The 22,206-nt window shown below is 69.9% G+C and carries 19 protein-coding genes; 13 read left to right on the forward strand and 6 right to left on the reverse strand.

Annotation, left to right across the window (positions count from 1 at the left end):
• Nucleotides 1-353: 353 nt before the first annotated feature.
• A complete protein-coding gene (locus JWP60_RS06400; RefSeq protein WP_299787971.1) occupies nt 354-1,196 on the reverse strand; it encodes a YihY family inner membrane protein in 843 nt (280 codons plus the stop codon).
• Between the two features lie 361 nt (nt 1,197-1,557).
• On the opposite strand from JWP60_RS06400, the gene JWP60_RS06405 reads away from it, so the two are divergent.
• The 6 genes from JWP60_RS06405 to JWP60_RS06430 all read left to right on the forward strand — a co-directional run bounded on the left by JWP60_RS06405 (nt 1,558) and on the right by JWP60_RS06430 (nt 6,253).
• Nucleotides 1,558-2,352, forward strand: coding sequence for a substrate-binding domain-containing protein (locus tag JWP60_RS06405; RefSeq protein ID WP_299787974.1), 795 nt, complete (start codon nt 1,558-1,560; stop codon nt 2,350-2,352).
• 64 nt (nt 2,353-2,416) lie between these two features.
• Entirely contained in the window at nt 2,417-3,163 is a 747-nt protein-coding gene (locus tag JWP60_RS06410) for an AzlC family ABC transporter permease (protein ID WP_299787976.1), read from the forward strand.
• Nucleotides 3,160-3,489 (forward strand): AzlD domain-containing protein, encoded by a 330-nt coding sequence (locus JWP60_RS06415; protein ID WP_299787979.1) that lies wholly within the window; start codon nt 3,160-3,162, stop codon nt 3,487-3,489. Before JWP60_RS06410 ends, JWP60_RS06415 begins: the two co-directional genes overlap by 4 nt.
• A 242-nt stretch (nt 3,490-3,731) precedes the next feature.
• Nucleotides 3,732-4,763, forward strand: a complete 1,032-nt coding sequence (locus JWP60_RS06420; RefSeq protein WP_299787982.1) for a methionine ABC transporter ATP-binding protein — start codon at nt 3,732-3,734, stop codon at nt 4,761-4,763.
• A complete protein-coding gene (locus JWP60_RS06425; RefSeq protein ID WP_299787985.1) occupies nt 4,753-5,418 on the forward strand; it encodes a methionine ABC transporter permease in 666 nt (221 codons plus the stop codon). Before JWP60_RS06420 ends, JWP60_RS06425 begins: the two co-directional genes overlap by 11 nt.
• A gap of 40 nt (nt 5,419-5,458) precedes the next feature.
• On the forward strand, nt 5,459-6,253 hold the full coding sequence (locus JWP60_RS06430; protein WP_299787988.1) for a MetQ/NlpA family ABC transporter substrate-binding protein: 795 nt from the start codon (nt 5,459-5,461) through the stop codon (nt 6,251-6,253).
• 21 nt (nt 6,254-6,274) lie between these two features.
• Here the strand turns inward: JWP60_RS06430 and JWP60_RS06435 are convergent, their stop codons facing one another.
• The 3 genes from JWP60_RS06435 to JWP60_RS06445 all read right to left on the reverse strand — a co-directional run bounded on the left by JWP60_RS06435 (nt 6,275) and on the right by JWP60_RS06445 (nt 10,020).
• Complete coding sequence (locus JWP60_RS06435; RefSeq protein ID WP_299787991.1) at nt 6,275-7,060, reverse strand: substrate-binding domain-containing protein; 786 nt, start codon at nt 7,058-7,060, stop codon at nt 6,275-6,277.
• Between the two features lie 174 nt (nt 7,061-7,234).
• On the reverse strand, nt 7,235-8,593 hold the full coding sequence (locus tag JWP60_RS06440; protein ID WP_299787994.1) for a hypothetical protein: 1,359 nt from the start codon (nt 8,591-8,593) through the stop codon (nt 7,235-7,237).
• Complete coding sequence (locus JWP60_RS06445) at nt 8,590-10,020, reverse strand: hypothetical protein (RefSeq protein WP_299787997.1); 1,431 nt, start codon at nt 10,018-10,020, stop codon at nt 8,590-8,592. Before JWP60_RS06445 ends, JWP60_RS06440 begins: the two co-directional genes overlap by 4 nt.
• A gap of 258 nt (nt 10,021-10,278) precedes the next feature.
• Here JWP60_RS06445 and JWP60_RS06450 point away from each other — a divergent pair, with 258 nt between their 5' ends.
• The 6 genes from JWP60_RS06450 to gspD all read left to right on the forward strand — a co-directional run bounded on the left by JWP60_RS06450 (nt 10,279) and on the right by gspD (nt 17,228).
• A complete protein-coding gene (locus JWP60_RS06450; protein WP_299788000.1) occupies nt 10,279-11,415 on the forward strand; it encodes a DSD1 family PLP-dependent enzyme in 1,137 nt (378 codons plus the stop codon).
• A gap of 187 nt (nt 11,416-11,602) precedes the next feature.
• Complete coding sequence (locus JWP60_RS06455; protein WP_299788003.1) at nt 11,603-11,893, forward strand: hypothetical protein; 291 nt, start codon at nt 11,603-11,605, stop codon at nt 11,891-11,893.
• A gap of 4 nt (nt 11,894-11,897) precedes the next feature.
• Nucleotides 11,898-13,433, forward strand: coding sequence for an ATP-binding protein (locus JWP60_RS06460; RefSeq protein ID WP_299788006.1), 1,536 nt, complete (start codon nt 11,898-11,900; stop codon nt 13,431-13,433).
• A complete protein-coding gene (locus JWP60_RS06465) occupies nt 13,430-14,098 on the forward strand; it encodes a response regulator (protein ID WP_299788009.1) in 669 nt (222 codons plus the stop codon). Before JWP60_RS06460 ends, JWP60_RS06465 begins: the two co-directional genes overlap by 4 nt.
• 68 nt (nt 14,099-14,166) lie before the next feature.
• A complete protein-coding gene (locus JWP60_RS06470; protein WP_299788012.1) occupies nt 14,167-15,048 on the forward strand; it encodes an intradiol ring-cleavage dioxygenase in 882 nt (293 codons plus the stop codon).
• A 56-nt stretch (nt 15,049-15,104) separates the two neighbouring features.
• A complete protein-coding gene (gene gspD, locus JWP60_RS06475; RefSeq protein ID WP_299788015.1) occupies nt 15,105-17,228 on the forward strand; it encodes a type II secretion system secretin GspD in 2,124 nt (707 codons plus the stop codon).
• Nucleotides 17,229-17,429: 201 nt separating this feature from the next.
• On the opposite strand, the gene JWP60_RS06480 is transcribed toward gspD, so the two are convergent.
• A complete protein-coding gene (locus JWP60_RS06480; RefSeq protein ID WP_299788018.1) occupies nt 17,430-18,434 on the reverse strand; it encodes a hypothetical protein in 1,005 nt (334 codons plus the stop codon).
• Nucleotides 18,435-18,859: 425 nt separating this feature from the next.
• Here JWP60_RS06480 and pilQ point away from each other — a divergent pair, with 425 nt between their 5' ends.
• Nucleotides 18,860-20,929: a type IV pilus secretin PilQ gene (pilQ, locus tag JWP60_RS06485; RefSeq protein WP_299788084.1), complete on the forward strand. Its 2,070-nt coding sequence runs from the start codon at nt 18,860-18,862 to the stop codon at nt 20,927-20,929.
• Nucleotides 20,930-20,970: 41 nt separating this feature from the next.
• Here pilQ and JWP60_RS06490 read toward each other — a convergent pair whose 3' ends face one another.
• Entirely contained in the window at nt 20,971-22,089 is a 1,119-nt protein-coding gene (locus tag JWP60_RS06490; RefSeq protein WP_299788020.1) for a porin, read from the reverse strand.
• Nucleotides 22,090-22,206: the final 117 nt, after the last annotated feature.

Here is a 22,206-nt window from a genome sequence, read left to right on the forward strand (position 1 = left end):
TGCAAAGATCGTGGCGAATGTTTGCGTTGGCCGAGTGTTGTACTGCGGCCGGACTGCCAACCGCTTGAAGATCGATCATGTCCCAACTCGCAACCCGAGACGCCGACCTGCCGGTGTTTGACCCTCCTTACCCGTCTGCGGGCCGGATGGAGGACGCCCCGTCGCACGAAGTCGATGACGGCCGCGGCATGCTGGCGAATCGCAGCTTCTGGTCAGGAGGTTTGCTGTCCCTTCTCGTTTGGACCTTGATCGTGTTCGCATGCACGCGCGGCTGAGAGTCGGTCGGCCAGACATAGGCTGAACGCAAGCGCGTCGAGCACGCACAACCAGTCAAGAAACAGGCGCTTGACGCTTCACGGCTGGCGTGGAGTGGCGGCTTTCGTCGAGCCCCGCCGCGAGCGGGCCTTGCCCTTGGGCGCCAGGCTCGCACTCACCAGCGCCGCGGCCAGCGTGACCAGCCACGAGTAGTACACCCACACGAGGAAGGCGAGCACGGGCGCGAAAGCGCCGTAGACCGTGCGGTAGGTGGGCACGGTGGCCAGGTACAGCGCGAAGCCACGCTTGCCCAGTTCGAACGCCGCCGCCGCCAGCACGCCGCCGACGATCGCTTCCCGCTTGCGCACGGGCGCGTTCGGCACGAAGCGGAACAGGCAGGCAAAGCCGACGGCCCCCAGCAGCACGGGGCCCAGGTTGATCGCCTGCTGCAACCAGGGCTCGCGCGCTGCGAGGCTCGCGCTGGACACCAGCAGCGCGGAGGTGGCCCAGAGGCTGGCGCCGAGGAGCACGGGCACGGTGAGCAGCAGCACGATGTGCAGGGCCAGTCGGCGCAGCAGCATGCGCGGCTTCTTCACCTGCCAGATGCGGTTGAGGGTGTTCTCCACGTTCAGCAGCAGACCGAGTGCCGACAGCAGCAGGAACAGCGATCCCACCAGCGTGAGGCCGCCCGCATTCCCGGCCCACTGGGCCAGGTGCTGCGCCACGGCCTTCACGATGCCGGCCGGCAGCAGGCCGCGCAGCAAGGCGTCGCGCAATGTTTCGCCGGCGCCGCGCAGCACCGGGATGCGCGTGAACAGGGCGAAGCTCACCGCCAGCAGCGGCACCAGGGAGAGCAGCGTCGTGAAGGTCAGGCCGCCAGCGCCCTGCGGCAGGCGTTCTTCCCGGCCGCGGCGCACGAGGAGGGTGATCAGGTTGGACATCCGGCGGAGCGGCGCATGATGGACCGCCGCCCCGCTGTGCAATATACCGAGGCGGGGGCGCAAGGCCGACAGAGAGTGATGCCGGGCGGGTGCCAACGCGGCATCGCCGCCACAACCAAGCCACCGGCGTGCGTGCAGCGGTCGGCGGACCGGCGGCTTTGCCGCCGCTTGCGCGCGGGAGTAGCCTCTTCGCGGGGGTAGGCAGGACCCCCGGGATCCCCCCTTCAAGACGGTGCTCGTCCAATCCTGCGGGCGTCGCGCGTGCGGCGCGGGCACTGTCGCAGGCGAGCCGGCGCGCTCGTGCCGCAGCTCTGTCCGCCCGCCGCCGCGGCGCACCCGTCCACTGACTGGAGGTGCTCCCATGCGGTATCCCGTTCCTCGAATCTGCGCTGCCATCGCGCTCACCTGCGCCACGGTCGCCAGCGGGCCGGCGCTGGCCGACGAGATCCGGCTGCTTTCGGCGGCCGCCATGCAATCGGTCTTCAAGGAGATCGGCGGTGACTTCGAGCGCACTTCCGGCCACAAGCTGCGCATCGCCTACGGCACGATCGGCGGCATCTCCGGCCGCGTGCTGGCGGGCGAGCGCGCCGACGTCGTGATCGGCTCGACCCTGTCGTTTCCCGAACTGGTGCAACGCGCGCGCATAGACGCCGCGAGCCAGGTGACCATCTGCACCACCGGGATCGGTGTCGTCGTGCCGGCCGGCAGTGCGCCGCCGCCCATGGCTTCCAGCGACGACCTGAAAGCGGCCCTTCTCGCTGCCAAGGTGGTGGTCTATGCCGATCCCGTGCGGGGCGGCGCGGCCGGCGTGCACATCGGGCGCGTGCTGCGCGATCTCGGTATCGCCGACAAGCTGCGCCAGCAGATCACGCTGGCGGCCGGGGGCGACGTGACCGAGGTGACGCTCGCCCAGGGGCCCGGTGCGCTCGGGATGACGCAGACCGGCGAAATCGTCGGCAAGGCCGGCGCGCAATACGCCGGCCCATTGCCGGCCGCGGTACAGAACTACACGACCTTCGTCGCGGGCACGCCCGCCGGGGAGCAGCCCTCGCAGGCGGTGCTGCAGTTCCTCGCTTTCCTGCGCGGTCCCGAAGCCGCCGCTGCGATCCGCTCCAAGGGCATGGAGCAGGGCGGCGCGCACGTAACTGTTCGATAGCCGCACGGCCGGTGCCGGGCTCTGGTGGACAATCCGGTCCCATGGGGGTGGAGGATTGGATGTGATGCACCGCATCGGCAGCTGGCGGCTACGGGCCGCGGCCACCGCGCGCCGGCCGATGTTCCGCGAGGGCCTGCGCGAATGCGTGCCGATGTCGATCGGCATCGCGGCCTGGGGCCTGATCGCCGGCGTGGCCATGGCCAAGAGCGGCATGGGCATGTGGATGGCCATCCTGATGTCGGTGCTGGTGTCGGCCGGCTCGTCGCAGGTGGCGGCGCTGCCCCTGATCGCCAGCGCCGCGCCCATGTGGGTGGTGTGGGCGACGGTGGCCTGCGTCAACCTGCGCTTCATGGTCTTCAGCTTCCAGTACCGGCCCTACTTCGCGCACCTGCCGCGCGGCCGGCGCATCGTCCTGAGCTACTTCATGGGCGACACGATCTTCGCGATCTTCCTGCGCCGCTTCCCCGAGCCGGTGCCCGGTCGGGAGCAGGAGGACTACTTCTGGGGCGCCTCGGTGGTGAACTACGGGATGTGGCAGATCGCGGTCCTCACAGGCATCGTGGCCGGCCGTGCGATCCCGCCGGAATGGGGCATCGGCTTCGCGGGCACGATGGCCTTGCTGGCACTCACCTGCACGCAACTGCGCAATCGCGCCACCTGGGTCGCTGCCGCCGTTGCCGCGTGCGCCGCCATCGCCGCGTACAGCCTGCCGCTGCGGCTGAACATCGTGGTTGCGATCGCGGCGGCCATCGCCGTCGGTGTGCTGGCGCAACATGCCCGCCCGCCAGCCTCTTCGCGCACGCCGTCATGAGTTCCCTCGAGACCTTCTTCACCATCCTCGGCATGGCCGCCATCACGCTGCTGTTCCGCTCCTTCTTCCTGCTGCCGAAGCAGGATCTGCCGATGCCGCACTGGCTGCGCGAAGGCCTGCGCTACGCACCCATCGCCGCGCTGACCGCGGTGGTGGCGCCCGAGATCCTGATGACGCAAGGGCACGTGATCCACACCCTGCGCGATGCGCGGATCTTCGGTGCGCTGGCCGGCCTGGCCTTTTTCCTGTGGCGCAAGGACCTGTTCGGCACCATCGTGTGCGGCACCGGCGTGATGCTGCTGCTGCGCTTCGGCCTGGGGTGGTGATCGCCTCCACGGCGCCAGCGGGTGCATATGCATCCAAGTTTTTGTTCGTTGGCTTGCCGCAGTGCGCTGCGCGACAATGCAGGGCATGAGGTCCGCTCTCCTGATTTGTCGCCATGCGCCGATGCGCGCGCTGTAGCCGCTGAGCGCGCAGCGCTCCGGCCCTTTCCCCTTTTCTTGCCGCCGCCTTCCGCGTGCAGTGCGCGGATCGTGCGGCGTCGTTCGCGCCCTTACCCAGACATTCCATGATCCAACTACGAGGCGTCACCCAGGCCTACGGCGCGCACACCGCATTGCGCGGCGTCGACCTGGACATCGCCACCGGAGAAGTCTTCGGCATCATCGGCCGCAGCGGCGCCGGCAAGAGTTCGCTGGTGCGCACGATCAACCTGTTGAACCGGCCAAGCGCCGGCCAGGTGATCGTCGCCGGCCGCGATCTGACGACCTTGCAGCCGGCGCAGCTGCGCGAGGCGCGGCGCGAGATCGGCCTGATCTTCCAGCACTTCAACCTGCTGTCGTCCCGCACCGTGGCGCAGAACGTGGCGCTGCCGCTGGAGCTGGCGGGCGTCGCGCCCGACGAGATCCGCCGGCGGGTCGACGAACTGCTCGACCTCGTCGGCCTCGGCGATCTGCGCGAGCGCCATCCGGCGCAGATCAGCGGCGGGCAGAAGCAGCGCGTGGGGATTGCCCGCGCATTGGCCAACCGGCCCAAGGTGCTGCTGTCCGATGAAGCCACGTCCGCGCTCGACCCGGAGACCACGCGGTCCATCCTGGGCCTGCTGCGGCAGATCAATCGCGAGTTCGGCCTGACCGTGGTGCTGATCGCGCACCAGATGCAGGTGATCAAGCAGGTGGCCGATCGCGTCGCCGTGATCGACGCCGGCCGGATCGTGGAGCAGGGGCCGGTGATCGACGTCTTCACCCGCCCGCAGCACGCCACCACGCGCAGCCTGATCGAGGAGATCGTGCCGCAGGCGCTGCCCGAGGGCGTGCTGGCGCGCATCCGCGCCCTCATGGCGCAGCAGCCGGCGCAGGAGAGCCAGCTGCTGCGGCTGGCGTTTGCCGGCACCGGGGCCGATCAGCCCCTGCTCTCGGACGTGATCCGCGCGCATGGCATCGACCTGAGCATCGTGCATGGCCAGGTCGACGAGGTGCAGGGCCAGCCCTTCGGCTCGCTGGCGGTGTTTGCCCGCGGTGCGCGCTCGCGGCTCGATGCCGCGGCGGCGCAGTTGCGCGGCGCCGGCGTGCTGGTGGAGGAGGTGGCCCATGTGGGATGACTTCAGTCCCGAGATGCTGGCGCTGTTTGCCGGCTCGCTGTGGGAGACGCTGGTCATGGTCGGCCTCTCCGGGCTGGCCGGCGCGCTGATCGGCATTCCGCTCGGCGTGCTCCTGCGCCTGACCGACCGCGGCGGCGTGCTGCAGAACACGGGCGTGAATCGCGTCGCCGGCGGCATCGTCAACGCAGTGCGCTCGACGCCCTTCATCATCCTGCTGGTCGCGATCATCCCGCTGACCCGCCTGCTGACCGGCTCCTCCATCGGCACGGCCGCCGCGGTGGTGCCGCTGACCGTGGCCGCCGCGCCCTTCATGGCGCGCCTGGTCGAGACCGCCTTGCGCGAGGTCGATGGCGGCCTGGTCGAAGCGGCGCAGGCGATGGGTGCGACCACCTGGCAGATCGTCTTGAAGGTGCTGCTGCCCGAGGCCTTGCCCGGCATCGTCGCCGCCTTCACGATCACCGTGGTCAGCCTCACCGGCTACTCCGCGATGGCGGGCGCGATCGGCGGCGGCGGCCTGGGCGACCTCGGCATCCGCTACGGCTACCAGCGCTTCCTGCCGGCCATCATGCTGGCGGTCGTCGTGGTGCTGATCGCCTTCGTGCAGGCCGTGCAGAGCCTGGGCGACTGGGCGGTGCGCCGGCTCTCGCACAAATGATTTTCTTTCTCCCTCCGATTCTCTCCAAGGAACAACAAGCATGAACAAGCGCCACCTTCTCAAGACCACGCTGGTCCTGGCCATCGCCGCCGCGGGCGCCTGCGCGTTCGCGCAGGACAAGCCGATCAAGATCGGCGCCACCGCCGGCCCGCACTCGCAGATCCTCGAGCAGGTGAAGAAGATCGCCGAGCGCGATGGCCTGAAGATCCAGATCATCGAGTTCAGCGACTACATCCAGCCGAACGCGGCGCTGGCGGCCGGCGACCTGGACGCCAACAGCTACCAGCACAAGCCCTTCCTCGACCAGCAGGTGCGGGACCGCGGCTACAAGATCACCTCGGTGGGCTACACGGTCAACTTCCCGATCGGCATCTACTCGAAGAAGATCAAGAGCCTGAAGGACCTGAAGGAAGGCGCGCGCTTCGGCATTCCCAACGATCCCACCAACGGCGGCCGCGCGCTGCTGCTGCTGCAGGACCAGGGGCTGATCAAGCTCAAGGCCAGTGCCGGCCTCAAGGCCACGCCGCTGGACGTGGTGGAGAACCCGAAGAAGCTGAAGTTCGTGGAGCTGGAAGCCGCGCAGCTGCCGCGCACGCTCGACGACCTCGACGCCGCCGCGATCAACACGAACTTCGCGCTTCCGGCCGGCCTGCACCCGGGCAAGGACTCGATCGCGCAGGAAAGCGCCAAGAGCCCTTACGTCAACGTGCTGGCCGTGCGCGAGCAGGACAAGGACAAGCCCTGGGTCGCCAAGCTGGTCAAGGCCTACCAGTCGGAGGAAATCCGCAAGTACGTGCAGACAGAGTTCAAGGGCGCGGTCGTTCCGGGCTTCTGACGCAAGCTCGCGCGGCCGTCTTCACGGCCGCCGGCCCAGCGGCTCCATTCCGCCGTTGGCGATGTCCGCGGCGGCTTCGGGCGAAGCCAGAAAGGCGATCAGCTTGCGTGCCGCCTCGGGCTGCGTGGACGTGGAGGTCTGGGCGGCGGCGAAGACCTGATTGAGCTGGATCTCGGGCGCGATCACGCCGGCGAGTTCCACGCCCGGTGCGTGCACGATCTCGCTCACCGGCATCACCGCGATCTCCGCCTTGCCCTCGGCCACCAGGGCCGCGGCTTCGGCGCCGCGCGGGGTGGCCTGCAGCGGCACCTTGTCGGCCAGGCCCAGGCGCGGGAAGACGTCCTTCGCGAGGAAGATGCCGCTGGTGCTGCTCGGCACCGCCACGCCATGGGCACGCAGCATCAGCGCCTTGAATTCGTCAACCGTGGCCACGGCGGGTTTCGCCGCGCCCGCACGTACCGCAACACCGAGCGGCGTACGCGCGAGGTCCACATCGGAACCGCGTGCGATGCGGCCGGCGGCGATCAGGTTCTGCAGTCCCTCCCGCGAGAGGATCACCACGTCGGCCGGAACGCCGCGCTGCAACTGCGCCGCGATCGTCTGCGGTCCGCTGCCCTGCGAGGCGCCCGAGCCGGTGACGACCTTCACCCCGCTCGCCTGCTCGAACGCGCGCACCAGCCGCTCGTACGGCCCCGAGAAGCCGCCGGAGATGATCACCTGCACTGGCTGCTGCGCCGCGGCGCCAATGGGGCCAAGTGCCGCGATCGAGGTGGCGAAGACGAAGAGGGCGTTGCGCAGGTTTGTCATGGGGTTCCTTCATGCGTCATGTGGGAGTGCAGGCAATTTCACCGCAGAAGACGCAGAAGTGACGCAGCGAACACGCAGAAAAAGCAATCAAAGGAAATGGATGCCCTTCTGCGTTTTCTGCGCAACTTCTGCGCCTTCTGCGTTCAAATCTGCTCGTCATCAGCCCGACTCTGTTCAATGTTCGCCACTCGCCAACAGCAGCAGACTCGTCGCGGTCAAGGCAAGCGCCAGCGCCGTCAGCGGTAGCAAGCGCAGCGCGACCCGCCGCGGCGAGCCACCCTGCGCGAGCGCGACCCGGTGCGACAGCCACACCGACGCCGCATGGCCGGCAACGATCGCGCCCACTGCGATGAACCAGGTGGCGCGCGCATCGAGCACCGTGACGTCCGGATAGAAAGCCGCCGTGCCGAACAGGTCCCATTGCCGACCGAAAGGATCCGACAGCAGCGCGAACACGCGCTGGCCCTGCAGGACGAAGGTCGAGAGGTTGTGCGCCACCGCGTAGCCGGCCGCGATCGGCAGCAGCGCCAATGCGAGCCGGGCACGTCCGTCGCGCGGCTGCGACACCCACATCGCCGCCTCGAACAGCAGCACGATCGCGAGCCACACCAGCAGCAGGCCCGCGGTGCCCGCCGCATGGCCGTTCACGTCGAGGGGAAGCGGACTGAGTTTCTGCAGCGCCGCCTCGAACCCGTGCCAGGCAGGGGCTCCGTGCAGCCCGTCGAAGATCACCGTCGCCAGCAGCGCCATCACGAAGGCGACCAGCCCGTGCGGTTCGCGCGCCGGCTGCGGGTCCGCGACGTCGAGCTGCCGGCCCGAGATGCGGCCGAAGGTCGCGAAGGTCAGCGCAAAGACGTCGCCGCGCGACTGCCAGGTGCGCCTGCCGAAGGCCAGCATGCCCGCCACGCTGAGCGCCGTCCACGCCAGCAGCAGCGCGCCCAGCCGCCGTGGCGACGTGGCGATGGGATACACCACCTCCAGCCAGCTCCAGCCAAGCAGCAGCGCAACGGCCGGCCAGCAACCGAGGGCGTCGGGCCAGCGCAGCACGCCAAGCTCCAGGCGCGACCGTCGCGAGCCGGCCAGCGCCAGCACGCCGGCATGCAGTCCGCGCCAAGGGTCCAGCGCCGGCCACACGTCGGCGAGGAAGGCGCAGATGAAGGTCACGCCCAGCCAGGCCACGACCCACACCATCGTCGGTGCGAGATTCATCAGCGGGTCCTGCGTGCCCCACAGCGCCGCCGCTACGGTGACTGCGAACAGCAGCACGGAGACGACGCGCAGCAGGCCCAGAGCGGAAGTGGGAAGGTGCAGCGGGCGACGCTGGCGCGGGACGGCTGCGTCGGCCACAGGGCGTGCCAGCCAGGCGGCGCCGACGAAACTCAGAAGCACGGCGATGCAGCCGCCGGCCGCCACCCAGGGCAGGGGCAGCGGCAGCTCGTAGCGTTCCTGCAAGGCGTGCGCGCCGGCGGCGTGCGCCGCGCAGGCAAGGACGAGTGCGACCGAGAGCCGCGCGGCGGGCCGGGCTGGCTTCATTCCTTCGCTGCCGCCGACCAGTTGGCGATGGCACGGGCCGGGCCGGTCAGCTCCAGGATGTGCAGGCCGGTGTTGGCGCGATCGACGATGTAGACGTAGCCGCGCTCGTCGACCTCCACGTTGTTCGTCTGGATGGCGCGCCGTTGCGAGGCCTCCGTGAACGGCAGCTTGGGACCGGAGCCGTTGACCATGCTGGCCGGCGTTTCCAGGACCACCGTGTTGGCGGTCATCGCCGGGATGTAGTAGCCGACCTCCTTGGGCGCCATCGGGTTGCGCACGTCGACCGCGCGCACGCCGGCGTTGAAGTGCGCGAAGAACATCAGGCGCTTGTAGAACACCGGCGCCATGCTCTCGTTGGACGAATGCGTGCCGAAGCGGCCGCCGCGCGCGCAGAAATTGCCGCTCGCTTCCGGCACCGTGAAGTTGGCGACGCCGAAAGGCTTGGTCTCGGCGCTCACGTCCACCACCCAGACCATCTGCCGCCCTTCGAGGCATTCCTTCTGGATCGCCTCGTCGGTGATCACGACGAAGTCGCGCGTGCGCCCGAGATAGTTCTTCGCGAATTCGGGGACATCGACGCCGAGCACGGGAAACACCGTGTGGGCACCGTGCATGGGCGGCATGTCGAGGCGCGCGATCTGCGGCGCCAGCAGGTTTTCCGGCGTGGGGTCCTTGGCGCCCTTCAACAACTTCTCGCGGTCGACGATCTGCAGCACGCCGTCGCTGTTGGTGCCATAGCCGAAGTACACGCGATTGCCCTTGGGCCCGGTGGAGATCGCGCCGTGCACCTGGATCGGCACCGGACCGCCGGCCCCGGGCTGCTGCCCCACCAGCCCGAAGTCTCGGATGAAGACGGGATGCGCGGGATCCGAGAGGTCGTAGATCTGCGTCATCCGGTTGGTGCGCCACTGCGGATTGCCGGAGACCAGATAGGCGATGCCGGTATCGCACTCCCAGTAGTTCTTGTGCGTGCCCTTGAGCCCGCGCACGATCGTGGTCAGCAGCGTGGGCTTTTCGGGGACCGTGACGTCCCAGATCTGATGCGACTGGTTGCCGAACACGCGCAGCATGTAGTACTTGCTCTTGTCCGCCTTGGGCAGGTCGGAGCCGCTGCACACGCGCACCATCTGCGCGCCGCCTTGTTCGGCCTTGCCCTCTTCGCCCGGGATGTGGGCCAGGTAGCGCGGGTGGCCCGGGTCCGTGACATCGACGATCGACGTGCCGTTGTCTTCCTGGGCGCCGGTCAGCGGATTGAGCTTGCGGTCGCCGTGGTGGCCCACATAGAGGATCCAGCGCTTGCCCTGCTTGTGGATGGTGGGCTGGTAGGCCGTGCGTCCCTGCAGGTCGTTGGTCCCGACCAGGCGCATGTTGAGCGCTTCAGCGGGTGCGTCGGCGGGCGGCTGCGCACTGGCGGCGAGGGGGAGCAAGGCCGCCAGTCCCAACGTCCATGCGGCGGCGCGTAGCCCCCGCACCCGGCGCGCTGCGCCCCTGCACCCGGTTCGATCGGGGCTCTGCGGATGGTCCATTCTCATGTGTCCTGCTCCTTGCGTCATCGGGCGCTGCACGGGTGTGCGGCCGGCTCTTTCGCGGCGCGGAGTTTCAGGCCGGGCGCAGGCGGGTTCCTCTGGGGAAAACCCCTGCAGGCTGGTCGCGCCCTATAGTTCTCGCCTGCCACGCACCGCGCCATGACTCCCATCCCCGACCTCCCCACCCCCGCCGCGCTCATCGACGTGCCCTGCATGCAGCACAACATTGCTCGCATGCAGCAGCGCATGGAGGCGCTCGGCGTCAAGTTCCGGCCGCACGTGAAGACCTCCAAGAGCCTGCCGGTCGTGCAGGCGCAGATGGCGGCGGGCGCGCGGGGCATCACCGTGTCGACCCTCAAGGAGGCGGAGCAGTTCTTTGCCGCCGGCATCGCGGACATCCTCTATGCCGTGGCGATCGCCCCGGCCAAGCTGCCACAGGTGCTGCAATTGCGGCGGCAGGGCTGCGACCTGAAGATCATCACCGACAGCGCCGCCGGCGCGCGCGCCATCGCGGGTTTCTGCGCGGAGCAGGGCGAAGCGCTGGAGGCCTGGATCGAGATCGATGTCGACGGCCATCGCTCGGGCATTCCGCCCGAGGCCGATGCGCTGCTCGAGGTGGGTCGCATCCTGCATGAGGGCGGCGCGCTTCTGGGCGGCGTGATGGCGCATGCCGGCTCCAGCTACGCGCATGACGAGCCCGAGGCCCTGCGCGCAATCGCGGAGCAGGAGCGAAGCGGCACCGTGCGCGCCGCCGAGCGCCTGCGGCTGGCGGGCTTGCCGTGTCCTGCGGTGAGCGTGGGCTCGACGCCGACCGCGCTGTCCGCGGTGGATCTGCACGGCGTCACCGAGGTGCGCGCCGGCGTCTACGTGTTCTTCGACCTGGTGATGCACAACGTGGGCGTGTGCGCAGCGAGCGACATCGCGCTCTCCGTGCTCACGACCGTCATCGGCCACCAGGAGGAGAAGGGCTGGGCGATCGTCGACGCGGGCTGGATGGCCATGAGCGGTGATCGCGGCACGAAGCAGCAGAAGCACGATTTCCACTACGGGCAGGTCTGCACCGAAACCGGCGAGCCCGTGGCCGGCTACGTCCTCGCTGCCGCGAACCAGGAGCATGGCATCGTGTGCCGCGAGCAGGGCGAGGTCGATCGCGAGATCGCCACGCGGTTTCCGCTCGGCACCCGCTTGCGGATCCTGCCGAACCATGCCTGTGCGACCGCCGCGCAGTTCCCCGAGTACCACGCCGTGCTGGCCGGCGGCGAGGTGCAAGCCTGGCCGCGCTTTTACGGCTGGTAAGGCCAGGGCGCGCGGCGCCAGCCCTTTCCTACATCCTGTGTGGCTCTGCCGGAAGCGGACTCGCTGTCCGGTTTAGGCACGCCCGGTCGCGGCATGGGTCGCGGCTCGAGCCCGCGATGACATCCGTCATGCAGCGACCCGAGCCGCCTCCCAAATTCCTCCCTGAAGCCGCCTTAGAGTGCCCGGCATGAACACCCGCCCCCTCTCGGCGACCGCGCTCGCCGCCCTCCTGGTGCTGTCCATCCCGGTGGTACCCATGCCCGTGCAGGCGCAGCAACGGCCGCAGGGTGGCCGGCCGACCGGGCCGTCGCCCGAGGCGATCGCCGCCTGCCAGGGGCAGGCCGTCGGCGCCAAGGTGAGCTTCCAGGGACGGCACGGCCGGACCTTCACGGGCATCTGCCAGACCGTGGATGGCGTGCTGGCCGCCCGGCCGGACGGGCCGCCGCCGGGGGACGGAGCGAGTGCTCCGGCAAAATAGGGCGATGCGCCTTACCCTGCAGCGCAAGTTCTTCCTGGCGCTCGCGCTGCTGATCCTCGTGCTGCTGGCGATCTTCGTCGCGTCCTCGCGCCTGTCGCTGCAGCGCGGCATCGGCCCCTATGTCGCCGAGGTGGAGCTGTCGCGGCTGGACTGGCTGGTGGCCAACCTGGAGCAGGCCTACGCCACGGAAGGCAGCTGGGACTTCGTCAAGCGCGATCCGCGCGCGTGGCACCGCCTGCAGCTGTTCAACATCGGCGGCGGCGGGCCCAACCGCGTGCTGCCACCGTTCGATCGCGACGGTTCTTTCGGCGACCGGCGGGGCGACCGGCGGCCGCCGCGCCCGCGCGGCATCCAGCCCCAGATCGACGTGTTGCCGCCGCGGCTCGATCCGCCGCCGCCGCCGGATGCGCTGCAGTACCCGCGAGCGAGCGCCGATTCCGTCTACACCCGCATGGCGCTGCTGGCGGCCGACGGCACGCAGGTGCTGGCCGGCCATCCGTACAGCGATCGCATGCTGCGCAAGCAGATCAACGTGCACGGGCACACCGTGGGCTATCTCGCGCTCGCGCCGATCGAGGGGCTGGGCACGCGCGCGGACCGCGCATTCGTCGCGCAGCAATCCACCTTCCTGCTGCTGACGGGCGCGGCGGGCCTGCTGCTGGCGCTGCTGATCTCCGCCGTCATGGCGCGGCGCTGGCTGCAGCCGGTGCAGCGGCTGGCCGATGCCGCGCGCTCGATCGCCGGCGGCCGCCTCGAAGTGGCGGTGGAGGTGCCGGTGCACGGTGGCGACGAGTTGGCTCAGCTCGCGCGCACGTTCAACGAGATGTCCGCGGCGCTCGCCAGCATCGAGCGCACGCGCCAGCAGTGGCTGCACGACGTGGCGCACGAACTGCGCACGCCGGTGGCGGCGATGCGCGCCGAAATCGAGGCACTGCAGGACGGCGTGCGGGTCTACGACGGCGGCACCGCGCAGCGCCTGCACGGGCAGGTGATGCGCCTGGGCACGCTGGTGGAGGACCTGCAGCGGGTGATGAGTCCCGTCCCCGCGACGCTCACGATGGAGGAGGTCCATCCGCTGCACGTGCTGCTGGAGGTGGCCGATGCGATGCAGCCACGCCTGGCCCAGGCGCAGGTGCGGCTCGAGGGCATCGCACCCCTGCAGGCGCTCTCGGCCGCGGAGGACCCGGTGCTGCGCGGCGACGCGTCGCGCCTGGGCCAGGTGTTCATGAACCTGCTGGAGAACTCCGCGCGCTACACGCAGGCCGGCGGCAAGGTGGTGCTGGCGGGGCGCGTCGAAGCCAGTCGCCTGCGCATCCGCGTGGAGGACTCCGCGCCGGTGCCCGCCGCGCAGGACCTGCCGCGCCTGTTCGAGCGCTTCTTCCGCGGCGAGGGCTCGCGCAGCCGCGCCACCGGCGGCTCGGGGCTGGGCCTGGCGATCTGCCGGTCCATCGTGCAGGCGCACCACGGTGCCATCCGCGCCGACGCCTCGGCGCTGGGCGGATTGCTGATCGAGATCGAGCTTCCCATCGAGGCAACATGAAAACCATCTTCGTCGTCGAGGACGAACACGACATCGCCTCCGTGCTGGTCGATTACCTGCGCGCCGCCGGCTTCGAGCCGCGGCACTTCGCCGACGGCGAAGCCGCGCTGCAGGCGGCACTGACGGCGCCGCCCGCGCTGCTGCTGCTGGACCTGATGCTGCCGGGGCGCAGCGGACTCGAGGTGCTGCGCGAGATCCGGCAGCGCAGCGGCGTTCCCGTGGTGATGCTCACCGCGCGCGTCGACGAGGTCGACCGCCTGCTCGGACTGGAGCTGGGCGCGGACGACTACATCTGCAAGCCCTTCTCGCCGCGCGAGGTGGTGGCGCGCGTGAAGGCGGTGCTGCGCCGCATGGGTGACGAGGGCGCAGCGCCGCCGAGCCGACTGCAGGTGGAGGAAGCCTCGCGCTCGGCCCTGCTGGATGGCCATCGCCTGCACCTGACGCCCAAGGAGTTCGCCCTGCTCGCCACCATGTCCGCCCGGCCGGGCCGCATCTACTCGCGCGCGCAGTTGCTGGAGCTGGTGTATCCCGACGCGCTCGAGGCGAATGAGCGCACGCTGGACAGCCACATCAAGAACCTGCGGCGCAAGCTTGCAACCGCGGTTCCGGGCCACGACTGGATCCGGTCCGTGTACGGCGTGGGCTTCAGCTTCGAGCCGCACTGAGCCTCCCAGATTCCTGCGCAATCGACTGCGATGCTGTGCCGCGTCGCAGGATTGAGGAGGAAACGAGGATGCATGACATCGCCCACGGCCACGGGCTGCGCGAAGACCTGGAAATCCTGGCTCGCTTGCAGCAGCGGCGCGCGGCGCTGCGCTGGCTGGGCGCTGGCGCGGCGGCCTTGCTGGCAGGTTGCGGCGGGGGTGGCGCATCCAGCGGCGCTGCGGACAGCACCGCCGGCGTCAGCGCCGCCAGCATGGACGCGAGCGCCAGCAGCGCGATGGCTGCGGCGATCACCAGCAACACGTGCGCGGTGATTCCCAGCGAGACCTCGGGGCGCTATCCCGGCGACGGCACCAGCAGCGGCGGCAATGGCGGCATTGCCAATGCGCTCACCCAGTCGGGCATCGTGCGCAGCGACATCGTGGCGAGCTTCGGCACCTCGAGCGGCAGCGCCGACGGAGTTGCGCTCACCATCGCACTGAAGCTGGTGAACACCAACGCGAGCTGTGCCTCGCTCGCCGGCCGCGCGATCTACCTGTGGCACTGCGACGCGCTGGGCCGCTACTCGATGTACGCGCAGGCGATCGCGGGCCAGAACTACCTGCGCGGCGTGCAGGTCACGGACGATGAAGGCCTGGTCACCTTCCACAGCATAGCCCCCGCCTGTTACGACGGCCGCTGGCCGCACATCCACTTCGAGGTCTTCGCCAGCCTGGAGCAGGCCGTCAGCGGCAACAACGACATCAAGACCTCGCAGATCGCGCTGCCCGCGGGCATGGCGCAGGCGGTGTATGCCGATGCGCGCTACACCGGCAGCAGCAGCAACCTGGAGAAGACTTCGCCGGTGACGGACAACGTGTTCAGCGACGGCGTCTCGCTGCAGACGCCGACGGTGAGCGGCAGCAACGCGCAAGGCTACGTGCTGTCCTTGCAGGTGGGCGTGCAGGGCTGAGTCCATCTCTCGGATTCCTGCCACATGGGAGCGCAAGCTGGCGCGCTCCCATGAACATGAAGTACCTTCCCTCGCGGCCGGCAGCCCGCGCCGCTGCCTTGCTGCTCGCTTGCGCAGCGACCTTGTCGCTGCCCGCCCGCTCCGCCCCCGAGCCCGTCACGCTGAACCTGGTGGACGTCGACATCGCCAGCGCCGCGCGCGCGCTCGCCGAGATCATGCACACCAACATCGTGATCGATCCGCGCGTGAAAGGCACCCTCACGCTGGCCACCGACCACGCGGTGCCGCCGGCCGCCGCCTTCGAGCAATTCGTGGCCACGCTGCGCCTGGCTGGCTATGCCGTCGTGCAATCGCAGGGGCTGCTGAAGGTGGTGCCCGAAGCGGACGCCAAGCTGCTCTCCGGCACGGTGGTGGAGCAGGTGGCGGCGGGCAACCAGGTGGCCACGCAGATCTTCCGGCTGGACTTCGCGCCCGCGGCCAACTTGCTGCCGGTGCTGCGGCCGCTGGTCAGCCCCAACAACACCATCAACATCGACCCGGGCACCAATGCGCTGGTGGTCACGGACTACGCGGACAACTTGCGCCGCATCGGCCGCATCATCGCGGCGCTGGACCTGCCGAATGCCGGCGGCGTGGAGATCATTCCGCTGCAGCATGCGCTCGCAACGGATCTCGCGACCACCGTGCTGCGACTGCTGGATGCGGCCGCGTCCACCGCCACGGCGTCCGCCAGCGCGCCGGGTGCGGGCGCCGGTGCGGGCGCCGCTGCGGGGCAGGGCGACACGGTGGCGCACACGAGCGTGGTGGCCGAACCGCAGACCAACGCCCTGCTGGTGCGAACCGCCAACGCGGCGCGGCTGGCGCAGGTGCGGGCACTGGTCCTGCAGCTCGATGCCGCGGCCGCGAGCGTGGGCAGCGGCAACATCCACGTCGTGCAACTGCGCAATGCCGAGGCGACCCGGCTGGCGATCGTGCTGCGGGCGGCGCTGGCCGCGACCGCACCCACCGCGACGGGGGCAGGCGCGGGCGGCGCGGGCGGCGGCGGCGCAATGGCGGCGGTCGGGGCCTCGGCGCCGCCGTCGTCATCGTCCTCCTCTTCCTCATCGTCGTCGGGCAGTTCGGGCAGCAGCGCCGCGACCACCTCCGTGCAGCCCTCGGCGCAACCGAGCACCGGCGGCCAGATCCAGGCCGATCCGGCGACCAATTCCTTGATCATCACCGCGCCCGAGCCGCAGTACCGGCAACTGCGCGCCGTGATCGACCAGCTCGATGGCCGCCGCGCGCAGGTTCTGGTGGAAAGCCTGATCGTGGAGGTCAGCGCCGACAAGGCGGCCGAATTCGGCGTGCAGTGGCAGAACCTGCTGGGCTCGACCAGCAGCAGCGTCGTCGGCTACGTGGGCTCCAACTACAGCGTGGGCGGGACCAACATCATCTCGCTCACGACGGGCGCGGCGACCGGCAGCTCGGTGCCTTCGACGGGCCTCAACATCGGCCTGGCGCGCAACATCGGCGGCAGCTACGTGCTGGGCCTGCTGGCGCGCTTCTTCGAGAGCAGCGGCGATGCCAACGTGCTCTCGACGCCCAATCTGCTGACCCTGGACAACGAGGAGGCGAAGATCGTGATCGGCCAGAACGTGCCCTTCGTGACCGGCCAGTACACATCGACCTCCTCGACCAGCAGCACGGTCAATCCCTTCCAGACCATAGAGCGCAAGGACGTGGGCCTCACGCTGCGCGTGAAGCCGCAGATCAGCGAGAACGGCACGGTGCGCCTGACGCTGTACCAGGAAGTCTCCAGCGTCGACGCATCGACCGCGAGCAACGCCAACGGGCCGACCACCAACAAGCGCACGATCGAGTCGACCGTGCTGGTGGAGGACGGGGCCGTGGTGGTGCTGGGCGGGCTGCTGCAGGACGAATACGCCAACAGCCAGGAGAAGGTGCCGGGCGTGAGCGCGCTGCCGTGGGTGGGCAACCTGTTCCGCAGCGAGACGCGCAGCCGCAAGAAGACCAACCTGATGGTGTTCATCCGGCCGGTGGTGCTGCGCGACGCGGCGGGCGCGCAGGCGGTGTCGACGCAGCGTTATGACCAGATGCGGTCGATGCAGCAGGAGTCGCAGCCGGTCCCCAGCCGCTTGACGCCGGTGGAGGGCGCGCCGGTGTTGCCGCCGGCGCATTGAATTTCACGGTTGCCGCAGGGTCGGGTGCCTGCGGCATCCCACCATCGCCGCTGGCGTGCTGCCAACGCTGCGATGGCCCGTGCGGCCTTCGTACCAGCCGGGATAGATCGTGCGGAAGACCACGCGCCCGTCGGCGCCCGTGCCCTGGTGTCCGCGCAGGAATGTGGCAGGCGCCGCGGCAAGGCAGCCGGTCGGGATTCTTCAGTCGTCCTGGCTGCCGGCGCCCAGGAGATCGCTGGTGCGGGCCTGGCCGGCGCCGCCTATGCTTTGCTCGAAGGCGATCCAGGCGAGTCCCGCCAGGCCGAGCGTCGCGGCGAGCCGGTCTTCTTCGACCAGTACCTGCTGCAGCTGGGAGAGCAGCTCGAGCTCGCCCAGGTGGCCGGCGCTGAAGTCCTGCAGCGCCTGCTGGTAGCCAGCCTGCAGCTGGCGCACGTAGAGCGCCTGTTCATTGGCCGATTCCCCGCGGGTCGAGAGCTGCCCCAGCCGGCCGGCAATCTCCTGGCGCGCGTGCTGCAGCACGCCGGCCAGGTCGCCGCCCTGCACCGCCACCGGCACGGGAGTGGCCGCGGCTTCGGCGGGCCGGATCTCCTCGGAGAGCGCCTGCAGGTATTGGGCGAGCCGCAATTGCTCCAGCCCGCCGCCGCGGCCGGAGAGGACCAGGCCGGCCTCCGCCGCCATCACGTCCGGCCGCTGGCGCAGTACCAGTCCCGAAACGGCATCGGGCAGGCCGAACTCCGCCACCGGCAGGCTCCGCTCGGCCAGGGCCGGCTCCAGGATCACCGCCAGAGCCTCCGCCGGATAGCGGCCATCCAGCGACTCGGCCAGAGCCACGATGCTGTCGGCACGCAGCACGGTGAACTGGTGTTCGCGCGCGGCCGTCTCGCGCACCAGCAGGGCGACGGCACGTGCCACGTCGGTGTCGGCCTGCCGTTGCTGCTGCAGCAGCGCCCACTGGCGCGCGGCGGCGTGCTGCATGACGCGGGCGGTCGCCAGTCGCGTGCTGTAGACGCGCGCTTCCAGGTACAGCGAGGTGGTCCGCGCCTGGCGCGCGAGCCGCTGGGTGGCGTCAGCCCGCCGGTCCGAGGCGGCGTCGGCCAGCAGCAGGTCGAGCGTTCTTTCGTGGAAGGCCGTCCACCACGGGGTCGGCGCATGCGGCGAAGTGCCGCCGGCCGCCACCGGGTCGCTCGCATCCTGTGCGTGCGCCATGGGGGCAAAGGCGCAGGCCAGGGCGAACGCCAGGGTGGCGAGACGACGGCGCCTGCGGGCAGAAGGAGGGGAGGAGTGCATGGCCATGGCCGCATGCTGCGATGGCATTGCGCAGATATTGCGCGCCAATGTGGGAGGCATTGTCGAGGGGCTCACGGTTGCTGCTCCTGAGGACATCGGGGCAAGAACTGGCGCATCGCGGCACGCGCATGCAGCCAAGGCGCGCGCATTCTCGCGTGCGAATGTGCAGGAATGTTGCAAGGCGCCGCAGCGCCGCCTTGCTTCGCGTGGCGCGCAACACCGGCACGCATGGACACAGTCCCTGCACGTTTCCTGCGCGATTGCTCCCTAGCCTGCCCATCCATTCTTCCCGATGGAGAGCAAGCCAGATGAAGCAGGATTGGATGCAGCGGCTGCGCTGGACGATGGGCGCGGCGGTGGCCGCTGCGGTGTTCGCGGCGCAGGCGCAGGTGGAGGCTCCGCTCGCGATACGCGCCGTGACGGCCAGCACGCAGGGCGGCGCCGAGACGCTGCGGGTGGAGTTTTCCAGGCCGCTGACGGAACTGCCCACCGGCTTCGCGATCCAGTCGCCGGCCCGTATCGCGCTGGACATCGCGGGTGCGGCCAACGGCATGGCGGGCGAGCAGGTCGAGCTGGACCAGGGCAACCTGCGGTCGGCCCGCGTGGTGAGCGGCGAGGACCGCGCGCGCCTGGTGCTGAACCTGCGGGCCGCCGTGCCGTGGAAGGCGCGCATCGACAACGGCGTGCTGCTCGTCGCGCTCGGAGCGCCCGCAGGAGCGACACTCGAAGCCGGCCACGATCGCGACCGCACGCCCGTGGCGCCGCTGGCCGACCTGGACTTCCGGCGCAGCCCCGACGGCGCGGGCCGCATCGTCATCGACCTGCCGGGGCCGATGCCCGCGGACATCCGGCAGGAAGGCGGCAAGCTGGTCGTGGAGATCCTGAAGGCCAGCCTGCCCGAGCGCCTGCACCGGCGCATGGACGTGGCCGACTTCGGCACGCCGGTCCAGACGGTGACGGTGCGGCAGGCCGGCGACCGGGTGCGCCTGGAGATCGAGGCGACCGGCGCCTGGGAGCACCGCGCCTGGCAGAGCGACAAGCAGTTCGTGGTGGAGGTCCGGCGACAGGCGCGGGCCGATCCGGACAAGCCGACCGCGGGCGCGGAGTTCAGCGGCGAGAAGATCTCGCTGAACTTCCAGAGCATCGAAGTGCGCTCGCTGCTGCAGGTGATCGCCGACTTCACGCATTTCAACATCGTCACTTCCGACAGCGTGACCGGCGCCGTGACGCTGCGCCTGCAGGACGTGCCCTGGGACCAGGCGCTGGACATCATCCTGCGCGCGCGCAACCTGGGGATGCGCAAGTCGGGCAACGTGCTGTGGGTCGCGCCGCGCGACGAGATCGCGGCCAAGGAAAAGCAGGAGCTGGAGGCGCGTGCCGCGATCCAGACGGTGGAGCCCGTGCGCACGCAGGCCTTCGCCCTCAACTACGGCAAGGCAGCGGAGATCGCGGCGCAGCTCACCGCCGGCAGTGGCGCCAACCGCGTGCTCGGTGCGCGCGGCAGCGTGCTGGCCGAGCCGCGCACCAACCAGCTGTTCGTGACGGACATCCCCGCGCGGCTCGAAGCCGTGCAGCAGCTGATCGCCAAGATCGACATTCCGGTGCGGCAGGTGCTGATCGAGGCGCGGATCGTCGAGGCGTCCGAGACCTTCGGCAAGTCACTCGGCGTCAGGCTCGGCGTAGCCGGCACGGCGAGCACGGGCAGCGGCAGCATCGCGATCGGCAACAGCTACGACGCCGTGAGCGCGGCCACCGGACAGACCACGGCCGCGAGCACCAGCACCAGCACGAGCACGAGCACGAGCACGAGCACCAGCTTCGTCAACCTGCCGGCGACCGGCCAGGGCGGCTACAGCGCCGCCAGCATCGCGATGTCGCTGTTCAGCGCGGGGGCCGGCCGCTTCCTGAACCTGGAGTTGTCGGCGCTCGAGGCCGACGGCAAGGGCCGGCTGGTGTCCAGCCCGCGCATCCTCACGGCCAACCAGGCCAAGGCGTTGATCGAGCAGGGCACCGAGTTTCCGTACCAGGAGGCAACTGCCAGCGGCGCGACCTCGGTGGCCTTTCGCAAGGCGACTCTGAAGCTGGAGGTCACGCCGCAGATCACGCCCGACGGCAACGTGATCCTGGACCTGGATATCAGCAAGGACAGCCGCGGAGAGACCACCGCCGCCGGCGTCGCGATCGACACCAAGCACGTGCACACGCAAGCGCTGGTGGAGAACGGCGGCACGGTCGTGATCGGCGGCATCTTCGAGCTGACCGAGTCCGATTCGGAGACCCGCGTGCCCGTGCTGGGCGAGCTGCCGGTCGTGGGCGCGCTGTTCCGCACGCGGTCGAAGACGCGCGACAACCAGGAGATGCTGATCTTCATCACGCCGCGCGTCATGCAGGAGATGCGCGCGGCGGCGCGCTGAGACGCAAGGAAGGCCTTCGCACGACGGCCTTCTCCGCGCGCTCAGAAGCTGTGGCGGATGCCCAGGTCGTAGCCGGTGGAAGTTCCGTTGGTCACACCCGTGCCGTAGGTCGCGCCGCCCAGCGCGATGGCGGAGCCATTGCTGTTGGTGACACGCGCCACCGTCGCATAGACCGCCGTGCGCTTCGACAGGTTGTGCACGTAGCCGAGCGCGAGCTTCTGCGCGTGCGGATCGGCCGCGCCGTTGTTCTCGTCGACGCGATAGGACGAATAGGAGGCGCGCAATTCACCGGCACCCACGGGGACCAGCGCACCGACCAGCCACTGGCGCCCGTGCAACTCGGTGAGGCTCTCGCGGTCGTCCTGGCCGTACTGCGCCATCAGGCGGGCAAGGCCGAGGTCCCATTGCGCGCCCACGTTCCAGGTGCGGAAGTTGCCGGTGGTCGCGGACTGCGCGAAGTCCGTGCGTTGCCACGCGGCGGCCACGTCGAGCGGTCCGCGCTTGTAGCCCAGGCGCAGGCCGAGGCCCCGGCCGTCGTTCTGGGTAGCGGAGCCGTTCTGGGTGTTCTCGCCCATGTAGGCCATGCCCTGGCCATAGAAGCCGCCCAGGTTCTCCGGCAGGAAGTAGCCGACGGAATTGGAGGCGCGCATCTGCACGCCGGCCGTGCCTGCCGTGGTCATGCCGGCCGCGACCGCGCCGGCGAGGCCCAGCGTGGTGCCGACGCCGTTGGCGCCGAAGGGATCGAAGTTGGTGAGGTTCCAGTAAGAGGGCGAGTAGTCGCGTCCGAGCCGCAATTCGCCCCAGCGGCCGGCCAGGCTGACCGTGGAGCGGCGATTGAAGTTCAGGCTGCCACCCGAGGTGGTCACCCCCTGGTTGCCCGTGGCAATGGCGCCGCCCGCCGTGCCGTCGTCATTGCCCAGGCCGCCTTCGAGCCAGAAGGATGCCGCGAGGCCGCCACCCAGGTCTTCCGTGCCGCGCAGTCCGATCCGTGAGCTGTTGTAGCCCGAGTTGGTCAGCTGCGTGCTGCTGGTGGACCCGGCACCGCTGGCGCTGCCGTGTTCGACGGTGGCATCGATGATGCCGAAGAGGGTGACCGACGACTGGGCCGAGGCCGCGCCGGCAGCGGCCATCAGGGCCGCGGCAATGCTGGATCTTTTCATGCAGTTCTTTTCTGGGTGTTTGCGAGGTACATGGCCCGCGCATGCGGACCGCCACCTCCCTCCGGCGAGACGCGTGTCGTCGGTGCACGCGCTCTCGACCTGGGCGCACTCTAGAAA

Origin of the sequence: Ramlibacter sp. (assembly GCF_028291745.1) — a bacterium.
GTDB lineage: Bacteria > Pseudomonadota > Gammaproteobacteria > Burkholderiales > Burkholderiaceae_C > Ramlibacter.